This is a genomic window from Plantibacter cousiniae (nom. nud.) (assembly GCF_977070315.1).
In genome coordinates, this window is record NZ_CDRVEU010000001.1 from 282,562 (window position 1) to 301,335 (window position 18,774).

Consider the following 18,774-nt stretch of genomic DNA (forward strand, 5'->3'; position numbering starts at 1 on the left):
GCAGATCAGTCAGTAGGCGGCGAGTGGTCCGAGGGTCCGCTGGCGGCTCTGATACGCTCGCAGTCAGTTACCCGAGGTGCGGGTCCCGAGCCAGAAACTTCACTTCTGCTGCTGCGCCAATAGCCGCTCCAGCCTTGCCTCCAGCCGACGCTTGATTTCGTTTTCGATATGCGGGGCGAAGTCGTCGATCACGTCCTGCATGATCAATTGCGCGGCTGCGCGCAACTCGCTGTCCAGATGTAACAGTGCATCAGGGTTGGGCTGCGCTTGCGGCTGGGCTGTCTGCTGCACCTGCGGGGCGGGCGCTGTATGGGCATCAGGTGTCAGCGTCGGGATGTCGTCTTCGTCGAAGTCCTGTTGATACGCCGCGTCGGGGCGAGCGCCGACGACATCGAACAACAGGGGAATCTGGCCTTCGGGACGAGCCGTGTCGTTCGACACGGGGGAGTGAGCGGGGTCATCGCCGAGCAGTTGGCGGATCGACTCGAGGTCGTTCAGCAAGTGCGCGGATTCAGCTTTTTTTGAAGTATCCATCGTGTCCTCAAAGGCGCTGCAGTCGGTGATCTTGCGGAGGATAGCCCTGTTCGCGATAGGAACGGAAACTCTCGCGTGCGGCAAGACGTATGGCGGGGTCTTCGACAACGACTTCGGCCACGCGGGCGAAACGTTTGAAGAAGGCCGGAATGCTCAGGTCGAGGTTGACCAGCAGGTCACTGTGTTCGCCCGAGTCGTCGCCCAGGCCCAGTACCACGGCAGCATCGTGATCGCTCTCGGCGTCGCCATGGGGTAGAAACACTTCACCTCTGAAACGCCAGAGCCGGGCATCGAGGTCCTCACGCTGCGCAGCATCGCTGCAATGCAGATAGACCTTGTGACCCAGGCGCCAGGCCTTTTCCGTCAGCTTGCAGGCAAAGTCCAGGCGGGCCGCAGGATCGGCGCTGGGCAGGATGTAGAAGTCGACTTGAGTCATGTGGGTTCCAGAACCGGAGGCGTATCGACTGAGCAGTCGATACGCCAGGGTCTCTTTTTATACGCCGGCGCGGTCGAGCAGGTATTGGGTCAGCAGCGGAACCGGACGCCCGGTGGCGCCTTTTTCCTTGCCGCCGCTCAGCCATGCCGTGCCGGCGATGTCCAGGTGAGCCCAGTGGTAGGCCTTGGTGAAGCGCGACAGGAAGCAGGCCGCGGTGATGGTGCCGCCTTTCGGGCCGCCGATGTTGGCGATGTCGGCGAACGGGCTGTCGAGTTGCTCCTGATACTCATCGAACAACGGCAACTGCCAGGCACGGTCATCGGCCTGTTTGCCCGCGTCGAGCAACTGATTGATCAGCGCGTCGTTATTGCCCAGCAGGCCGGAGGTGTGGCCGCCCAGTGCAACGACGCAGGCGCCGGTCAGGGTTGCGATATCGATGACCGCCTGCGGCTTGAAACGCTCGGCGTAGGTCAGTGCATCGCACAGCACCAGACGGCCTTCGGCGTCGGTGTTGAGGATTTCGACGGTCTGGCCGCTCATGGTCGTGACGATGTCGCCAGGACGTGTCGCGGTGCCGCTCGGCATGTTTTCGGCACAGGCCAGAATGCACACCAGATTGATCGGCAGCTTCAATTCGAGCACCGCACGCAGGGTGCCGAACACGCTGGCAGCGCCGCACATGTCGAACTTCATCTCGTCCATGCCCGAGGCAGGCTTGATGCTGATGCCGCCGGTATCGAAGGTGATGCCTTTACCGACCAGCACGAACGGCTGGTCGCCTTTTTTGGCACCCTGGTAGTTCATGACGATGAGGCGCGGCGGCTGGGCGCTGCCCTGTGCTACCGCGAGGAAAGAACCCATGCCCAGGTCGGCCAGTTTCTTCTCGTCGTGGACTTCCACTTTCAGGTTCTTGTGTGCCTTGCCCAGCGCCTTGGCTTCTTCGCCCAGGTAGGTCGGGTGGCAGATGTTCGGCGGCAGATTGCCGAGGTCGCGGGTCAGTGCCATGCCGGTGGCGATTGCCTGAGCGTGAGTCGACGCGCGTTCGACATCGGCCGCCTTGACCTTGTCGGTCAGCAGGGTGATTTTCTTCAGGGCGCGAACTTCGGCCTTCTGGCTCTTGAAGCGGTCGAAGACGTATTCACCGTCGGCCAGGGCTTCGACCAGCAGACGAGCCATGCCATAGGTGTCGCGGTTTTTCACCGCCAGGTCATCGAGCGCGATCGCTGCATCGGTCCCGCCCAGGCCCTTGAGGCAGGTGAGCGCTGCGCCGACGAGTTTTTTCAACTGACGGTCCGACAGCTCGTCTTCCTTGCCCGTACCCACCAGCAGCACGCGTTCGGCCTTGATGTTGGGCAGATTGTGCAACAGCAGGCTCTGGCCGACCTTGCCGGCCAGATCGCCGCGCTTGAGGATCAGCGAAATGGCTCCGCCGCTGAGGATATCCACCGTCCTGGCCGCACCGGCCAGTACACGGCTTTCACCGACGGTGACCACCAGCGTTGCGGTTTTCAAGGTTTCTGGGCTTACGCTTTTAACAACCAATTCCATGTGGGGTCCCCGAATAGACGATGAGAGTCGCAATATAAATGTCGTACGCGGCATGGCCTGAGTGTTTCCAGGGGCGATGCCTGCGCTAAGCCTTGCAGTTTGACCCCGCTGCACGACTGCTGACAACCCCGCAGAGCTGCCTGTCTGGCGTCTATGTGCGAACTATCCCCGGTGCGCAGTGACAGAAACACACAATCACAGGATAATGCCGCATATTTTTTGAGGCCCACGCCTTTTTTCGGCGTGAAGCTCTGGTTGCCGTGGCTCACAAATTTTCCCTGTTTGGCTGCCTGAGCCTGACAACTCTGGAGTGTCTGGTTTGATTGTCTTCCGTTATCTGTCCCGAGAAGTGCTGCTTACCTTGAGTGCGGTCAGCGCCGTACTGCTGGTCTTCATCATGAGCGGACGCTTCATCAAGTACCTGGCGCAGGCCGCGTCCGGTGCACTCGATCCGGGCGTACTGTTCCTGATCATGGGCTTCCGCCTGCCGGGCTTTCTGCAGGTCATTCTGCCCCTTGGCCTGTTCCTCGGCATCCTCATGGCGTACGGACGCCTGTACCTGGAAAGCGAGATGACCGTACTGGCCGCCACCGGCATGAGTCAGCAGCGTCTGCTGGCCATCACCATGGGGCCGGCCACGCTGGTCGGTCTGCTGGTTGCCTGGCTGAGCTTCAGCCTGGCTCCGCAGGGCGCTACGCAGTTTTCGCTGCTGATCAATCAGCAGGACGCCATGACCGAGTTCGACACGCTGGTGCCGGGCCGTTTTCAGGCGCTGCGCGACGGTACGCGCATCACCTACACCAAGGAGCTGTCGGAAGACCGCTCGCAACTGGCCGGTGTGTTCATCTCTGAAAAGCGCATGTCCAGCGACAAGAGCAAGGACAACGGCATCACCGTGCTGGTCGCGGAGAAGGGCCACCAGGAGGTACGGCCCAACGGCAGTCGCTTCCTGATCCTCGAGAACGGCTATCGCTATGACGGCAATCCCGGGGCGGCCGACTATCGCGTGATCAAGTACGACACCTACGGGGCGATGCTGCCCAAGCCGGAAATCAGTGAAGAAATCACCGACCGTGAAGCCATTCCGACCAGCGAGCTGATCGGCAACCCGGCACCGCGTTCCGTGGCCGAGTTGCAGTGGCGTATTTCGCTGCCGCTGTCGGTGTTCATCGTGACACTGATGGCCATTCCGCTGTCACGGGTCAATCCGCGTCAGGGCCGTTACCTGAAACTGCTGCCGGCGATCCTGCTGTATATGTCGTACCTGGCCATTCTGATTTCGGTGCGCAGTTCGCTGGAGAAAGGCAAGCTGCCACTCAGTCTGGGGATGTGGTGGGTGCATGCCATCTACCTGTCCATCGGCCTGTTGCTGTTCTATTGGGAGCCTCTGCGTCTGAAGATGGCGAGTCGTCGCAGCGTCACGGAGGTGACTCGTGGTCAAGCTTGATCGATACATTGGCAAAAGCGTCCTGCTGGCGATTCTCGCGGTTCTGGGCATCATTCTGGGTCTGGTCTCGCTGTTCGCGTTCATCGACGAGATGGGCGATATCAGCGACACCTACACACTGGCGGATGCCCTCAGCTACGTCATGCTGACGGCGCCACGTCGTGTCTACGACACCTTGCCGATGGCCGCCCTGATCGGTTGCCTGATCGGTCTGGGTACGCTGGCCAGCAGCAGCGAGCTGACCATCATGCGTGCGGCGGGTGTGTCCATCGGGCGCATCGTCTGGGCGGTCATGAAGCCTATGCTGCTGCTGATGATCGCGGGCGTGCTGGTCGGCGAATACGTCGCTCCCTACGCCGAGAACCAGGCTCAGGCCGCGCGCTCGCTGGCGCAGGGCTCAGGTGATGCGCAGAGCGCCCGTCATGGTCTGTGGCACCGCCAGGGCGATGAGTTCATCCACATCAACACGGTACAGCCCAATGGCCTGATGCTCGGTGTGACACGTTATCGTTTCGACGATCAGCGCCACATGCTGACCTCCAGCTTTGCCAAAGAGGCCAACTTCAAAACCGATTACTGGGAATTGAAGGACGTCACCACCACGCACTTCAATGACGGCAGCACCAAGGTCATCAACACCCCGGTCGAGCGTTGGGACGTGGCGCTGAGCCCACAACTGCTGAGCACGGTGATCATGCCGCCCGAGTCGCTGTCCATCAGCGGCCTCTGGAGCTACGCGCATTACCTGGCTGATCAGGGCTTGAGCAATGGCCGCTACTGGCTGGCATTCTGGACCAAGGTCCTGCAACCGGCGGTGACCGTCGCATTGGTGCTGATGGCGATCTCGTTCATCTTCGGCCCGCTGCGTTCGGTTACGTTGGGGCAGCGCGTGTTCACCGGTGTGGTGGTCGGCTTTACCTTCCGCATCATTCAGGACCTGCTCGGTCCATCGAGCTTGCTGTTCGGCTTCCCGCCTTTGCTGGCAGTGCTGCTGCCTGCTGCCGCCTGTGCGCTGGCCGGGGTACTTCTGTTACGCCGCGCCGGGTAATGCATCCGCCTTATTGAAAAAAGCCGACCCTTGGGTCGGCTTTTTTCATGGGCGCTTGCGGAGCCCTGCAAATCCCGCATGCAAAAAAGCCCCTGGCATCGCTGCCAGAGGCTTTCTTGTATCTGCGTGGGTGCGTCGTTATCAGCCTTCGGCTTGAACTTCGTCAGCCTGCATGCCTTTCTGGCCCTGCACCGCAACGAAGGTAACTTTCTGACCTTCTTTCAGGCTCTTGAAGCCGTTACCCTGAATGGCGCGGAAGTGTACGAACAGATCCGGCCCGCTCTCAGGAGTGATAAAACCAAAACCTTTTTCGTCGTTGAACCACTTGACGGTACCGCTCTGACGTTCAGCCATTTTCTTATTTCCTTGACGCTTGACTTGAATTGGTTACAGCCTCTTTCGTATGAAAGAGCACTGGGGCTGGTTGCAGGAAGTAAGAAACGTAGAACGGGTTGTAGCAAACCTAGAGCTACTGCCCAGGTCCAGATTCGGCGACCCATGCAAACACAGTTCGGAAACTCTACGCCAAGTCCCGTTACAAATACAACCCCCTTGCTTGGCACCCTGTTTCCGGGGCTTTGGCCTTGTATGCGCAGTGTTTGCGCCGGGTGCACGGTGATTGATCCGTCATAACATTTTGCACTTTATAGGTGCATTTTTTGCATATATGACAGGCTGTTTCCGTGTTCGAAATACTGACGAAACACTGCTGGGGAACAGCGCTTCAGCAACACCGAAGTGTTGCTGTTTTTTTGACGCCGCTATTTAACCGCGGAAGTAACGTTGCGCAACAAAAGGCATTTTTGCGACGAGCATGGGGACTCTCTTGCCGCGCACCATTGCCCAGACAGGTGTATTCAGCGCCGTGTAATCGTTATGCAGATAACCCATGGCCAGCGGCCCGGTCAGCGACGGTCCAAAACCGCCGCTGCATACGGTGCCGATAACAGCGCCCTGTTCATCGACGATCTCGGTACCTTCACGCACGGGTGTGCGCTCCTGGGGGAGCAGGCCGACTCGCTTCTTGCTGACGCCGTTCTGTTGCTGGGCAAAGATTCGCTCGGCGCCCGGAAAGCCGCCTGCACGCGCACCGTCGGCGCGACGCACTTTGGAAATGGCCCACAACAGACTGGCCTCGATCGGCGAGGTATGTGTGTCCATGTCATGGCCGTACAGGCACAGACCGGCTTCCAGTCGCAGCGAATCACGTGCGCCCAGACCGATCGGTGCCACTTCCGGCTCATCCAGGAGGTGGCGTGCCAGGGCTTCAGCCTGTTCGGCAGGCACTGAAATTTCATAGCCGTCTTCACCGGTATAGCCCGAGCGACTGACATAGCATTTGACGCCGAGCAGCGTGACGCTGGCGAACTGCATGAAGGTCATTTTGGCAACTTCCGGGGCGAGGCGTGCCAGTACGGTCACCGCGGCCGGCCCTTGCAGCGCGAGCAGGGCGCGTTCTTCGAACAGTGGTTCGATCTTGCAATGCCCGGCCAGGTGCTTGCACAGGTGCGCCAGATCCTGATCCTTGCAGGCCGCGTTGACCACCAGCATCAACTGGTCGTTGCCGAGATTGGCCACCATCAGGTCATCGAGAATGCCGCCGTTCTCGTCGGTGAACATCGCGTAACGCTGCATGCCGACCGGCAGGTCAATGATGTCCACCGGCACCAGGGCCTCGAGTGCCTTGGCCGCGTCCGTACCGGTGAGGCGAATCTGGCCCATGTGCGAGACATCGAACAGACCGGCCTGTGCGCGGGTGTGCAGGTGCTCTTTCATTACGCCAGCCGGGTATTGAACAGGCATGTCGTAACCGGCGAAGGGCACCATCTTCGCGCCGAGTTCGCGGTGCAGGGCGTGCAGGGGAGTGGTCAGCAGTGATTCTGTGGACATGTTCGATTCCTTGTTGAGCGGGCCGTGCCAATGGCACTGCCTGTGCGCGCAGCGCGATCAGGCAATGCCAGGCGGGGCTGTCACGCTTCCTGATAGTTCTCGATGGACGGGCAGGCGCAGACCAGGTTGCGGTCGCCGAAGACGTTGTCGACACGACCGACCGGAGGCCAGTACTTGTTCTCGATCAACGAATCGACCGGGTACACCGCCTGTTCGCGGCTGTAAGGATGGCTCCACTGGCCGACGATTTCGGCAGCGGTATGCGGCGCGTTTTTCAGCGGGTTGTCATCCTTGTCCAGGGTGCCGTTTTCAACTGCGCGGATTTCTTCGCGGATCTTGATCATGGCATCGCAGAAGCGGTCCAGTTCTTCTCTGGATTCACTCTCGGTCGGCTCGATCATCAAGGTCCCGGCAACCGGGAACGACATGGTCGGGGCATGGAAGCCAAAGTCGATCAGACGCTTGGCCACGTCATCGACGCTGATGCCGCTGCTGTCCTTGATCGGGCGCAGGTCGAGAATGCACTCGTGTGCGACGAGGCCGTTGCTGCCGGTGTAGAGCACCGGGTAATGCTCCTCCAGGCGGCGCGAGATGTAGTTGGCGTTGAGAATCGCCAGTTGCGAAGCGCGTTTGAGGCCGTCACCGCCCATCATGCGGATGTACATCCAGGTAATGGGCAGAATGCTGGCGCTGCCGAACGGTGCTGCGCAGACCGCGCCTTCCTTGCGCTCCATGCGTGCATGGCCGGGCATGAACGAGGCGAGATGGGATTTGACGCCGATTGGGCCAACGCCCGGGCCGCCACCTCCGTGGGGGATGCAGAAGGTCTTGTGCAGGTTGAGGTGCGATACATCGCCGCCGAATTTGCCCGGAGCGCACAGGCCGACCATGGCGTTCATGTTTGCGCCATCGATGTAGACCTGGCCACCGTTGTCATGAACGATGCCACAGATTTCGCGAATGCCTTCTTCGAACACGCCGTGGGTCGACGGGTAAGTGATCATGATTGCCGCAAGCTGGTCACGATGCTGAATGGCCTTGGCGCGCAGGTCCTCGATGTCGACGTTGCCGCGTGCATCACAAGCAGTCACTACGACGCGCATACCCGCCATGTTGGCAGTCGCCGGGTTGGTACCGTGCGCCGAGGACGGGATCAGGCAGATGTCGCGATGTTCATCGCCACGGCTCTGGTGATAGGCGCGGATCGCCAGCAGTCCGGCGTATTCACCCTGTGAACCGGCGTTCGGCTGCAGCGAGATCGCGTCATAACCGGTGGCCGCACAGAGCATGGCCTCCAGTTCGTCGGTCAGTTGCTGGTAACCGGCGCTTTGCTCGGCCGGAGCAAACGGGTGCAGGTTGCCGAACTCGGCCCAGGTCACCGGGATCATTTCGCTGGCAGCGTTGAGCTTCATGGTGCACGAGCCCAGCGGAATCATGGTGCGATCCAGCGCCAGGTCCTTGTCGGCCAGTTTGCGCAGGTAGCGCATCAGCTCGGTTTCCGAGTGATAGCGGTTGAACACCGGGTGGCTGAGGATCGCTGACTGACGCAACAGCCCGGCCGGCAGACGCGATTGCACGCTGTCTGCCAATGCGGCGAAGTCCGGCAGGCTCTGGCCTTCGCTGGCGAAGATTGCCCACAGGGTTTCGACGGCCGACTGCGAGGTGGTTTCGTCCAGCGACAGACCCAGACGCTGGTCATCGATTTCGCGCAGGTTGATGTGCCTGGCGCGTGCGGCGGCATGCAGTGCAGCGGTTCTGCCGCCGGTGTGCAGGGTCAGGCTGTCGAAGAAAAATGCCTGCTCGGCCTTCAGGCCCAGGCTGCTCAGGCCTTCAGCCAGAATCGCGGTCAGGTGGTGAACGCGATTGGCGATCTGTGTCAGGCCGCGCGGACCATGATAGACCGCGTACATGCTGGCGATGTTGGCCAGCAGCACCTGCGCGGTGCAGATGTTGCTGGTGGCCTTCTCGCGACGAATATGCTGCTCGCGGGTCTGCATGGCCAGACGCAGGGCCTGCTTGCCGTGACGATCTACCGACACGCCGACCAGACGGCCGGGCATGTCACGTTTGAAGGCATCGCGGGTCGAGAAGTAGGCCGCATGCGGGCCACCGAAGCCCAGCGGCACGCCGAAGCGTTGCGCGCTCCCGATTGCCACGTCAGCGCCGAATTCGCCTGGCGGGGTCAGCAGGGTGAGGGCCAGCAGGTCGGCAGCCACGGCGACCAGTGCATTGGCCGCGTGGAAGCGCTCGACCAGCTCGCGGTAATCGAATACGTCACCATTGCTGGCCGGGTATTGCAGCAGCGCGCCGAAGTAATCGCTGACATCGCCCAGCTCGTGCTCGTCGGCTACGACCACGGTGATGCCCAGCGGCTCGGCGCGGGTACGCAGCACGTCGAGGGTCTGCGGGTGGCAGTGGCTGGACGCGAAAAACTGTTGGCTAGCCTTGTTTTTGCTCAAGCGTTTGCAAAAGGTCATTGCCTCGGCGGCCGCGGTGGCTTCGTCGAGCAGAGAGGCGTTGGCAATCGGCAGGCCGGTGAGGTCGCTGATCAGTGTCTGGAAATTGAGCAGTGACTCCAGGCGGCCTTGGGAAATTTCTGGCTGATAGGGCGTGTAGGCGGTGTACCAGGCCGGGTTTTCCAGCAGGTTGCGCAGGATCGGTGCTGGCGTGTGGGTGTTGTAGTAACCCTGGCCAATGTAGGTCTTGAACAGCTGATTCTTGCTGGCGATGGCCTTGATGGAGGCCAGCGCATCAGCTTCGCTCTGCCCGGCAGGCAGGTTCAAAACGCTGGTGCCCTTGATGCTTTCCGGAATGACGCTTTCGCTCAGCGCATCGATGGAATCGAAACCCAGTGTTTGCAGCATGGCCTGCTCGTCGGCCGCCCGGGGGCCAATGTGACGGGCGATGAATTCGTTGGCAGTGCTCAGTTCAATACGGTCAGTCATGGCGTGCTCCTCAGGCTTCGGCGTTGGCTTTGATCAGGCGGTCGTAGGCGTCCTGATCGAGCAGGCCGTGAATGGCGTTGGCATCTTGTGGAACGAAGCGGAAGAACCAGCCCGCACCGAGGGCATCTTCATTGACCAGCTCCGGTGTGGCGTCGAGGGCGGAATTGACCTCGACGACTTCACCGTCCAGCGGCATGTTGATGCTGCTGGCCGCTTTCACCGATTCCACCACTGACACTTCAGCGTGTTGAGTGTAGGCCTGTAATTCCGGGAGCTGCACGAAGACCACATCGCCCAGCGATTCCTGCGCGTAGGGCGTAATGCCGACCGTCACGCTGCCGTCGGTTTCGGCACGCAGCCATTCATGGTCAACGGTGAATCGCAAATCGCTCATACAAACTCCTAGGAGAACAGGGCTCGCGCAGCACGCGAACAATATGAGCTATGACTTAGCAATTTAGCGGCCATGTTTTGTTTTTTTAATTAAATCAAAGGGTTGTATGTTTTTTAACTGAGCCTGTAGATCTTGGGTGTAGCGAAAACGCTACAGTCGTCAGGTATTTGAAAATACCTGACTGATCAAGGCCTTGATACGCACGGAATGAGGTGTTTTGGAGTGAAATCGTTACAGTGGAGCGTTTTCGTTACGAATGGGTTGCAGTGAGTGCATCCATCCCGCAGTGGTCATCGTTTTCAAGCAGGTCGGACGCATCGGTCGCGCGTCACCCTTTACCTGACGCAGCTTTCTTTTCCGGTGAGCACAAAAACGTTTCGAGCTCTTCAAGCGGCAGCGGCTTGCTGATCAGATAACCCTGGATTTGATCGCAGTGGTTTTCCCTCAGGAACGCCAGTTGTTCCGGGGTTTCCACACCCTCGGCGATCACCTGCAGGTCGAGGCTGTGAGCCAGCTCGATGATGGCTCTGGCAATGGCCGCGTCCTGTGGATTGCTGGTCACTTCACGAATGAATGCGATGTCGATTTTGAGCTTGTCGATAGGAAAGCGGCGCAGGTACGCCAGGCTTGAATAGCCGGTGCCGAAGTCATCGATGGAAATACTCACGCGATTGGCCCGCAGCGCTCCCAGGGTGGCGATGGTGTGCGTGGTATTTTCCATCAGCGAACTTTCTGTCAGTTCGACCTCAAGCCACTGCGGCGCAACATTGTGTTTTTCGAGGGCCTGACGAATGTCGGCCACCAGGCTGCTGCTGGAAATCTGTTGCCCCGAAATGTTGACCGCTACCTGAAACAAGCCCAGCCCGGAGCGTTGCCAGCGCGCGATCTGCGCGCAGACGCTGTCGACCACCCAGTTGCCGACTTCACCGATCAGGCCGAGGCTTTCCAGCACCGGAACGAATACAGCGGGCGAAACGCCTGGATGGCCTGGGCGTGGCCAGCGCAACAGCGCCTCAAGCCCGCAAATGCGGTCGTTGTTCAGGTCCAGCTTGGGTTGGTAGACGATTTCGAAGGACTGATTACGCACGGCTTCGCGCAGGGCAGCCTCAAGGTCCAGGCGTGCCGAAACATCGGCGTTCATCTGCGGCGTATAGAACCGGTAGTTGTCCGGGCCGATTTTTCGGGCGCTGTTCATGGCGGTGTAGGCGTGTCTGATCAGCTCGCTTGAGTCTTCGCCGTCCTCCGGGTACAGCGCAATACCGATGCTGGCGGTCATGACCAGGCTCTGGCCTTCTATGTGGAAGGGCGCTCGCAATGCGTTGCGGATGCGCTCGAGCGTTTGCCGGGTATCCGCCTGGCCGGGACGAAGCATCAGAATCAGGGCGAACTGATCTCCGTCCACGCGGCCAAGGGTGTCGCTGGCATTCAGGCAGTTCGACAATCGGCGGCTGACTTCCAGCAGCACCTCATCGCCCAGCACATGCCCCCAGGTTTCGTTGATGTTCTTGAAACCGTCGATATTGACCGTCAGGGCCGCCAGCTTCCAGCGACTGATGGCCGCCTGGGTCATGCCCATTTGCAGGCTGGTAAAGAACAGGTCCCGGTTGGGCAGGCCGGTCAGCGTGTCGTAGTGGGCCATGGTCAGCAGGCGTTGGTCGCTTTCCTTGCGCCGGGTGATGTCGCGCACGATGCCGACGATGACCCAGTCCTCGCCGGTGCGGTACGCCTGGCGATGGATTTCGACCTCGACATCCCGGCCACTCTTGTCGCGAATCTGGGTTTCCAGTGGCTCGCTGGGGCCTTTGCCGGCAATGATCTGGTCGTACACGACCTCAAGCTGCTCCATGGACGTTTCGCCCAGTTCGGCAGGCGTCTTGTGTGACAGTTCCTCAGCGGTGTAGCCGAGCAACTGGCAGGCGCGGCGGTTGAATTCGATCAGGCTCATGGTGTTGCGGTTGATCAGGAAAATCGCGTCTTCGGAAGCGTCCATCACCGTGCGAAAGCGCTCGAGATCGATGGTGCGCTGCTGCAATTGGTCTTCGAGGATCAGGCTGTGGCTTTTCAGGTAGTCGCCAAAGGACTTGAGGCGCAGCAGATTACGCACACGCAGCCACAGTTCGGCGCTGTCCACAGGCTTGTTGAGGTATTCCTCGGCCCCGGCCTCCAGTCCCGAGAGGCGGGCACTCTGCTCGTCGAGAGCCGAGAGCATGATGATCGGTATATTGGCGGTGCCCTTTTCGGCCTTGAGCTGGGTGGCGACTTCATAGCCGTCCATGCCCGGCATCATGATATCGAGCAGGATCAGGTCGGGTGCCTGTTGTTTGATCATGGCCAGCGCCAGCTCGCCTGATTCCGCCGTCAGTGTCCGATAACCCTGGTTCTGCAAGAGCACCTCCAGCAGGTCCCGGACATGGACGTCGTCATCGATAATCAGGATGGTCGCGCGCTCTGGGTCATATCGAATGCTCAGGTAATGGACTGTTGAGGCAGATTTTTTTCCAGCAGGGTGTCGATGACCCGGTACAACTCCTTGTAGCGCAACGGCTTGATAACATAAGCGTTGCAGCCCGCCAGGCGGATCTTCTCCTTGTCTTCCTTCATGGCCATCGCGGTCAGTGCGATCACCGGGATCGCGGCTGTGCCGGCGTCTTTCTTCAATAGCGACGTGGCGGTCAGGCCGTCCATTTCCGGCAGATGGATGTCCATCAGGATCAGGTCGGGCTGGCGCTCGCGAGCCAGTTTCAGGCCGCTTTCGGCATCGACGGCCGACAGCACAGCGTGCCCGGCGCTGGTCAGCAACAGCTCTGCCAGACGCATATTCGCCGCGTTGTCTTCAATGATCAGGATCTGGGCCATCGTGCCTCCGCTGATTCAGGTGAGCGGATGGGCAGCCACACAACGAAGCGTGCGCCGAGGTCTTTCACGCTGGCCACTGCGACGCAGCCGCCGTGAAGTTCGGCGAGCTGCTTGACCATCGCCAGGCCCAGTCCGGTGCCTTCGAATTTGCGTGCCAGGCCGCTGTCGATCTGGCTGAACGCCTTGAACAGCTTGTTCATGTCGCTTTGGGCGATGCCGATTCCGGTGTCGCTGACACTCAGTTCCAGAAACTGCTCACAGTCGCTGGAGGGAAGCGCAAATCCGTATGTCGGCCAGTCACCGTCGATAAGGCCTGCCTGAGCAAGCGGCACCAGACGCACCGCCAGTGTCACCCAGCCACCGGGCTCGCTGAATTTCACGGCGTTGGCCAGCAGGTTGTAGACGATCTGTTTGGTCTTGCGCCGGTCGAGCTCAAGCACGCCGAAGTCGGCCTCTGTTTCCAGCTTCAGCTGGATATGTTGCAGTGCGGCTTGCTCGCGAACGATCAGCAGGCTGTTGCCGAGCAGTTCGTCCAGATCCACCGATTCTAGCTCCAGCGTCATCATGCCGGCCTCGACCTTGGACAGGTCGAGGATGTCATTGATCAGTGACAACAGATGCTGGCCGCTATTGAAGATATCGCCTATGTAGCGTCGCTGGGCATCGGTCATGTCGCCGACCATGCCGTCCCTGAGTGCCTCGGAAAAACCGATCACGGCGTTCAGCGGCGTGCGCAGTTCGTGCGACATGGTGGCAAGAAACTCGGACTTCATGTGGCTGGCGTGTTCCAGCTCGATATTCTTTTCTTCCAGTGTTCGCTCGAAACGCTTGCGCTCGGTCACGTCGCGGGCTGCGGCGAAGACACCCTTGAGCTTGCGGTCACGGTCGTGAAACGTGGCAGGACACCACGGTTTCAGTGCCGTCATAGGCCCGCACGGTAAGTTCGTAGTCACTGACCTTGTGCTCGCTGAGCACGCGCTTGATCGCGGCATCGGCACTCGCCGGGTCGGTGAAGAAGTTTTTGCAGGGCGCACCGATCAATTCGTCGCGGGTGCGTCCGGTCAGCGCCATCATCTGCTTGTTGACGTCGGAAATGATGCCTTGCGGGTCGGTCATCATCAGCGCATCGATGTTCGATTCGATCAGCGAGCGGGTATAGAACTGTTGGTCCCGCAAGCGCTGATCCAGCAGTGCCTGAGCTTCTTCTTCCTGTTTGCGTGCAGTGTTGTCGGTGCCGATCAGCAGATAACCGATGATGGTTTCAGCGCTGTCGCGCAGCGATGTGACCGAGACCATGGCCGACAGGCGGCTGCCATTCTTGCGGATGTAGGTGAGTTCGTAGATGTCTTCGATGCCACGCGAAGCCTTGAACACCTGAGCCTCGAAGCCCGGCGTGATGGGGGTGTTGAGTTCATGGCTGAGGGCTGCTGCGCGGATGATGAGCTCGGCGGGGTCGGAGATGTCGGCAGGTGTGATTTTGTCGACAACGTCCTCGGAGTGATAACCGAGCATGCGTTCGGCGCCGACATTGAATATCTGGATAACGCCGTGTTCGTCTGTTGCGATGCTGGAGAAATAGGCGCTGTTGAAAATGGCATCCTGCAGTGCACCAGTCTTGAGGAGGATTTTCTGGCGGCGGGATTCGACGATTTTTTCAGCGCGAGACTGGGCATCGACGAGCGGGCGGTCCACTGGCGAGGTTGGCATATGACTTCCCGGTACTACCTGACCTTTATGCCATTACGGCCGTAATCACACTACGGACATCCATTCAAATGGATGATAAGAGGTTCATGGACAATACCAGATCGTTATCGGCAGATTAGTTATTAAATGAAACTTCTCGGAATATATTTTCGATAAATGACGCTAATCGACTAACGCTTGTCGGGAATTCCATATTTTCGCAGGCGATGAGCGATTGCGGTGTGCGAGGTATGCAGGCGATTGGCCAGTTGGCGGGTGGAAGGGTAGTCCGCATAGAGCTTTTCCAGCAGATTGCGCTCAAAGGTTTCGACGGCATGTTCGAGACTGTCGATCGAGCTGTCGTTCTGACGCGCCACGGCGGTGCCAGCGATATCCAGGTCGCCTATATCCACTTGAGTGTGTTCGCAGATGGCGGCCGCGCGAAAAATCACGTTTTGCAATTGCCGCACGTTGCCTGGCCAGCGGTTGCCGAGCAGGGCAGGGTAGGTGCCGGGTGCGAGCCTGCAGACCGGACGCTGAATCTGTGCGCACGCCTGTTCCATGAAGTATCGGGCCAGTAACAGAATGTCCTGACCGCGCTCGCGCAACGGCGGAACCTCCAGATTGAGGACGTTGAGGCGGTAGAACAGGTCTTCACGGAAGGAGCCTTCGCTGACCATTTTTTCCAGATCGCGGTGGGTGGCGCTGAGAATGCGCACATTGACCCTTACTTCCCGATCGCCACCGACGCGGCGGAAGCTGCCATCGTTGAGAAAACGCAGCAATTTGGCTTGCAGATAGGGTGACATTTCGCCGATTTCATCGAGGAATACGGTGCCTTGGTTGGCCAGTTCCATCAGCCCCGGTTTACCGCCACGCTGGGCCCCGGTAAAGGCCCCCGGGGCATAGCCGAACAGTTCGCTTTCAGCGAGGTTTTCCGGCAGCGCTGCGCAGTTCAGAGCCAGGAACGGCTCGCCGTGGCGGGCGCTGCTGGCGTGACAGGCGCGGGCAACCAACTCTTTGCCGGTGCCGGTTTCACCCTGAATCAGCAGCGGTGCATCCAGCGCCGCCACCCGTTGCGCCCGTGCCTTGAGGGTGCGAATGGCGGCTGAGTCGCCAAGCAGGGCGTCGAAACCTTCGGCGTGATCATGGTGCAATGCCGACAGGCGTTCGCCGATTCGGCTGGGCAGGTACAGGGTAATCAGCGCGCCGGCTTCGGTAATCGGCGTGGCGTCCAGCAGCAGGGCTTCACCGTTCAGGTTGATCTCGCGCAGCGGCAGACGAAAGCCGTTTTCCAGCAACGCGACATGCAGACTGGGGTCGCTGAACAGCTCACCGATGGATTCACCCGCGGGCTCCCGGCCAATCAGCGCGATGAGTGCCGGGTTGGCCAGCAGCACGTGCCCGGCGCTGTCCAGAGCCAGCACCGGGTCAGTCATGGCGGCGAGCAACGCGTCCAGTTGCAGGTGGCGACGCTGCCCCGGAAGGATATCGACCACAGTGATCGCTTCCACACCTCGGACCCGAAACAGCGCGTCCTTGAGCTCTTCGAGCATCTGATGGCTGAGCGTCGGCGCATCGATGTACACATTGGGCGGCACCATCTCCACTGCGTCCAGATTCAGATTGCGTCCACCCAGAATCGCCAGCACTTCCTGGGTGATACCGACGCGGTCGATGAAGCTGACATGGATGCGCATGGGGCGATGACGGTTCGCGAATGAGAAGGCGGCAAGTATGCCTTGTGGCGGCAGGTTTGGTGAAATCCGCTTGTGGACTTGCACACACCGATCGCTGCTCACGCTCCAGCTTGGGCACGATGGTGTTTTCCGTGCCTGATTCCTCCCGCTACTGCCCGCTGGCGTTCTACGGGCCTCGACAGCGCTGGCTTACTCCAGATGCTCCGGCTTCACCGGGTCACCTGACTTGGCGTGGAGTTTGTCGCGAATGTCCGCGAACATTCGGTCGTAGTCCTTGTGCTGGGCGATGGGCAGTGCGGCCGAGTTGGGCAAGCCGTGCCTTATTGCGATGCGACTCGCGTCGTGGGCGAAGTTGAAGGCGAGGTCACGGGGCAGCTGGAATTGCTCTTCGAACGACTTGCCGTTGATTGCGCCCTGCATGGTGAAGTGCATGGACGTGCCTTGCTTGGGATCTTCCTCCACGTTGTAGCGCAAGTGGATGTCATAGCTGATATCCGACGGTTGAAGCGCCACGTGGGTGAGGTGCAGATGGCCTGGCTCGTACATGAAGTGACTCCATCAAGTGGTGAGTGTGCTCAGTCAGACACCCCTCGCGAGCGGACGGTTCAGCCTTGCGCAAAGTACCGCTCGCTTCATGCCTGCGCTTAACGATCGATCTTGTCCGGTTCCGGCCTCGACCAGATCCATAGATTGCCCAGCGCCATCCCCGAGAGTGCCAGGTACAGCCACCAGGCATGGCCGATCAGGCTCAGCATCACCACGGCACAGACGAGCATGCTGATGGTGGCGCTGATCTTGGCCTTGCGCGCGACCAGTCGGCCATTACGCCAGTTGTACAGTATCGGCCCAAACACGCGGTGGTTTTCCAGCCAGGCGTTCAGCCGCGGCGAACTGCGTGTTGCCGCCCAGGCGGCCAGCAGAATGAACTCGGTGGTTGGCAGGCCGGGAACGAAGATCGCAACGATGCCTATGCCCAACGCGGTATAGGCGAGGATGCCGTATAAAAGGCGTGAAAGTCTTGAGCCGGGTGGTTTGTACGTCATGGTCTCTACAGGCAGGTTCGGGGAGCCCGGTCAGCTTAACAGCACCGGGCGCTTTTTCATGCCTGCACAGTTTCACCACCCGCAGTGCATCGATCTGCCATGCGCTGAGCATGGTCGCGAGCGTCCATGACCCGGACACCTCTCGCTGCACATGCTTCAGCGCGGCTGCGCCGTTACTGCGCGTTATGCAGTGCCAGGCAGTTGTCGAGCATGCGATTGGAGAACGCCCATTCGTTGTCGTACCACGACAGTACCTTGAGCAGCTTGCCGCTCACCTTGGTGTGGTTGGCATCGAAGATCGACGACAGCGGGTTGTGGTTGAAGTCGTGGGAGACCAGCGGCAGGGCGTTGTAACCGAGCACTTTGGAATGCTGACTGGCTTCTTTCAGCAGCGCGTTGACTTCATCGACCGTGGTTTCACGCTTCAGGGTCACGGTCAGGTCGACCAGCGAAACGTTGATGACCGGTACGCGTACCGCCATGCCGGTGAGTTTGCCTGCCAGCTCCGGCAGTACCAGGCCCACCGCTTCGGCAGCGCCGGTCTTGCTCGGGATCATCGACTGCGTCGCCGAGCGGGCGCGGTACGGATCGGTGTGATAGACATCGATCAGGTTCTGGTCGTTGGTGTAGGCATGAATGGTGGTCATCAGGCCGTTTTCGATACCCAGCTCGCGATGCAGCACTTGAGCGACCGGGGCCAGGCAGTTGGTGGTGCACGAGGCGCTGGAGATGATCTGGTGCGACTGGCGCAGCGTGTCGTGGTTGACACCATAGACGATGGTGGCATCGGCACCGCTGGCTGGCGCGGAGATAATCACCTTGCGTGCACCGGCGGTGAGGTGCGCGGCAGCCTTGTCGCGGCTGGTGAACAGACCGGTGCATTCGAACACCACGTCGATGTCCTGCGCTTTCCACGGCAGCTCGGCCGGATTGCGGATGGCACTGACCGAAATACGGTCACCATTGACGGTCAGGCTGTCCTTGTCACACTCGACTGTGCCGCTGAAAGGGCCGTGTACAGTGTCGAAGCGCAGCAGGTGTGCGTTCATTTCGCTGTCGCCAAGATCGTTGATGGCGACGACCTGCAGGTCCTGACGGTAGCCTTGGGTATACAGTGCGCGTAGGACGTTGCGGCCGATTCGGCCAAAACCGTTGATTGCAATACGAAGAGTCATACAGCCGTCCTTCTGAATTTGTTGTTGGAATTACAAGATTATTCTCATAGAAATAGAAAACAAGCCTTTTTA

At 59.9% G+C, this 18,774-nt stretch carries 17 protein-coding genes; 2 read left to right on the forward strand and 15 right to left on the reverse strand.

The annotated features are described in order from the left end of the window. Positions 1-99: 99 nt before the first annotated feature. Genes ACW55A_RS01285 through ACW55A_RS01295 form a run of 3 tightly spaced genes read right to left on the reverse strand, consistent with a single transcriptional unit; the run spans position 100 to position 2,518 of the window. On the reverse strand, positions 100-534 hold the full coding sequence (locus tag ACW55A_RS01285; protein WP_003433605.1) for a hypothetical protein: 435 nt from the start codon (positions 532-534) through the stop codon (positions 100-102). Between the two features lie 7 nt (positions 535-541). Beyond that, complete coding sequence (locus ACW55A_RS01290; protein ID WP_002552284.1) at positions 542-970, reverse strand: DNA polymerase III subunit chi; 429 nt, start codon at positions 968-970, stop codon at positions 542-544. Positions 971-1,027: 57 nt separating this feature from the next. Further along, on the reverse strand, positions 1,028-2,518 hold the full coding sequence (locus ACW55A_RS01295) for a leucyl aminopeptidase (RefSeq protein ID WP_003365340.1): 1,491 nt from the start codon (positions 2,516-2,518) through the stop codon (positions 1,028-1,030). A 319-nt stretch (positions 2,519-2,837) separates the two neighbouring features. On the opposite strand from ACW55A_RS01295, the gene lptF reads away from it, so the two are divergent. Both lptF and lptG read left to right on the forward strand, forming a co-directional pair. Beyond that, entirely contained in the window at positions 2,838-3,965 is a 1,128-nt protein-coding gene (gene lptF, locus ACW55A_RS01300; RefSeq protein ID WP_003316899.1) for an LPS export ABC transporter permease LptF, read from the forward strand. Beyond that, positions 3,952-5,013 carry an LPS export ABC transporter permease LptG gene (gene lptG, locus ACW55A_RS01305; RefSeq protein ID WP_003433604.1) on the forward strand — a complete coding sequence of 354 codons (1,062 nt, stop codon included), beginning with the start codon at positions 3,952-3,954 and terminating at the stop codon, positions 5,011-5,013. Before lptF ends, lptG begins: the two co-directional genes overlap by 14 nt. Positions 5,014-5,154: 141 nt before the next feature. On the opposite strand, the gene ACW55A_RS01310 is transcribed toward lptG, so the two are convergent. The 12 genes from ACW55A_RS01310 to gap form a co-directional block, all read right to left on the reverse strand. Then, positions 5,155-5,367: a cold-shock protein gene (locus ACW55A_RS01310; protein WP_003365337.1), complete on the reverse strand. Its 213-nt coding sequence runs from the start codon at positions 5,365-5,367 to the stop codon at positions 5,155-5,157. Positions 5,368-5,778: 411 nt separating this feature from the next. Continuing rightward, positions 5,779-6,903 carry a glycine cleavage system aminomethyltransferase GcvT gene (gene gcvT, locus ACW55A_RS01315; RefSeq protein WP_455807869.1) on the reverse strand — a complete coding sequence of 375 codons (1,125 nt, stop codon included), beginning with the start codon at positions 6,901-6,903 and terminating at the stop codon, positions 5,779-5,781. A gap of 80 nt (positions 6,904-6,983) precedes the next feature. Next, entirely contained in the window at positions 6,984-9,848 is a 2,865-nt protein-coding gene (gene gcvP / locus ACW55A_RS01320) for an aminomethyl-transferring glycine dehydrogenase (protein WP_455807868.1), read from the reverse strand. 10 nt (positions 9,849-9,858) lie between these two features. Then, complete coding sequence (gcvH, locus tag ACW55A_RS01325; RefSeq protein WP_044309187.1) at positions 9,859-10,242, reverse strand: glycine cleavage system protein GcvH; 384 nt, start codon at positions 10,240-10,242, stop codon at positions 9,859-9,861. Between the two features lie 328 nt (positions 10,243-10,570). Next, positions 10,571-12,808 carry a putative bifunctional diguanylate cyclase/phosphodiesterase gene (locus ACW55A_RS01330; protein WP_498810612.1) on the reverse strand — a complete coding sequence of 746 codons (2,238 nt, stop codon included), beginning with the start codon at positions 12,806-12,808 and terminating at the stop codon, positions 10,571-10,573. Beyond that, positions 12,709-13,098 (reverse strand): response regulator, encoded by a 390-nt coding sequence (locus tag ACW55A_RS01335; protein ID WP_003365327.1) that lies wholly within the window; start codon positions 13,096-13,098, stop codon positions 12,709-12,711. The genes ACW55A_RS01330 and ACW55A_RS01335 overlap by 100 nt, the downstream gene beginning before the upstream one ends. Then, positions 13,083-14,024, reverse strand: coding sequence for a sensor histidine kinase (locus ACW55A_RS01340; RefSeq protein WP_498810363.1), 942 nt, complete (start codon positions 14,022-14,024; stop codon positions 13,083-13,085). The genes ACW55A_RS01335 and ACW55A_RS01340 overlap by 16 nt, the downstream gene beginning before the upstream one ends. Continuing rightward, positions 13,978-14,805: a PAS domain-containing protein gene (locus ACW55A_RS01345; protein WP_498810365.1), complete on the reverse strand. Its 828-nt coding sequence runs from the start codon at positions 14,803-14,805 to the stop codon at positions 13,978-13,980. Before ACW55A_RS01345 ends, ACW55A_RS01340 begins: the two co-directional genes overlap by 47 nt. Before the next feature lie 170 nt (positions 14,806-14,975). Next, a complete protein-coding gene (gene gcsR / locus ACW55A_RS01350; RefSeq protein ID WP_003433599.1) occupies positions 14,976-16,484 on the reverse strand; it encodes a transcriptional regulator GcsR in 1,509 nt (502 codons plus the stop codon). 189 nt (positions 16,485-16,673) lie between these two features. Further along, positions 16,674-17,030 (reverse strand): DUF5064 family protein, encoded by a 357-nt coding sequence (locus tag ACW55A_RS01355; protein ID WP_003433598.1) that lies wholly within the window; start codon positions 17,028-17,030, stop codon positions 16,674-16,676. Positions 17,031-17,128: 98 nt separating this feature from the next. Further along, positions 17,129-17,527: a YbaN family protein gene (locus ACW55A_RS01360; RefSeq protein WP_050557974.1), complete on the reverse strand. Its 399-nt coding sequence runs from the start codon at positions 17,525-17,527 to the stop codon at positions 17,129-17,131. Between the two features lie 173 nt (positions 17,528-17,700). Then, positions 17,701-18,702, reverse strand: coding sequence for a type I glyceraldehyde-3-phosphate dehydrogenase (gap, locus tag ACW55A_RS01365; RefSeq protein WP_003433596.1), 1,002 nt, complete (start codon positions 18,700-18,702; stop codon positions 17,701-17,703). Between the last annotated feature and the right edge of the window lie 72 nt (positions 18,703-18,774).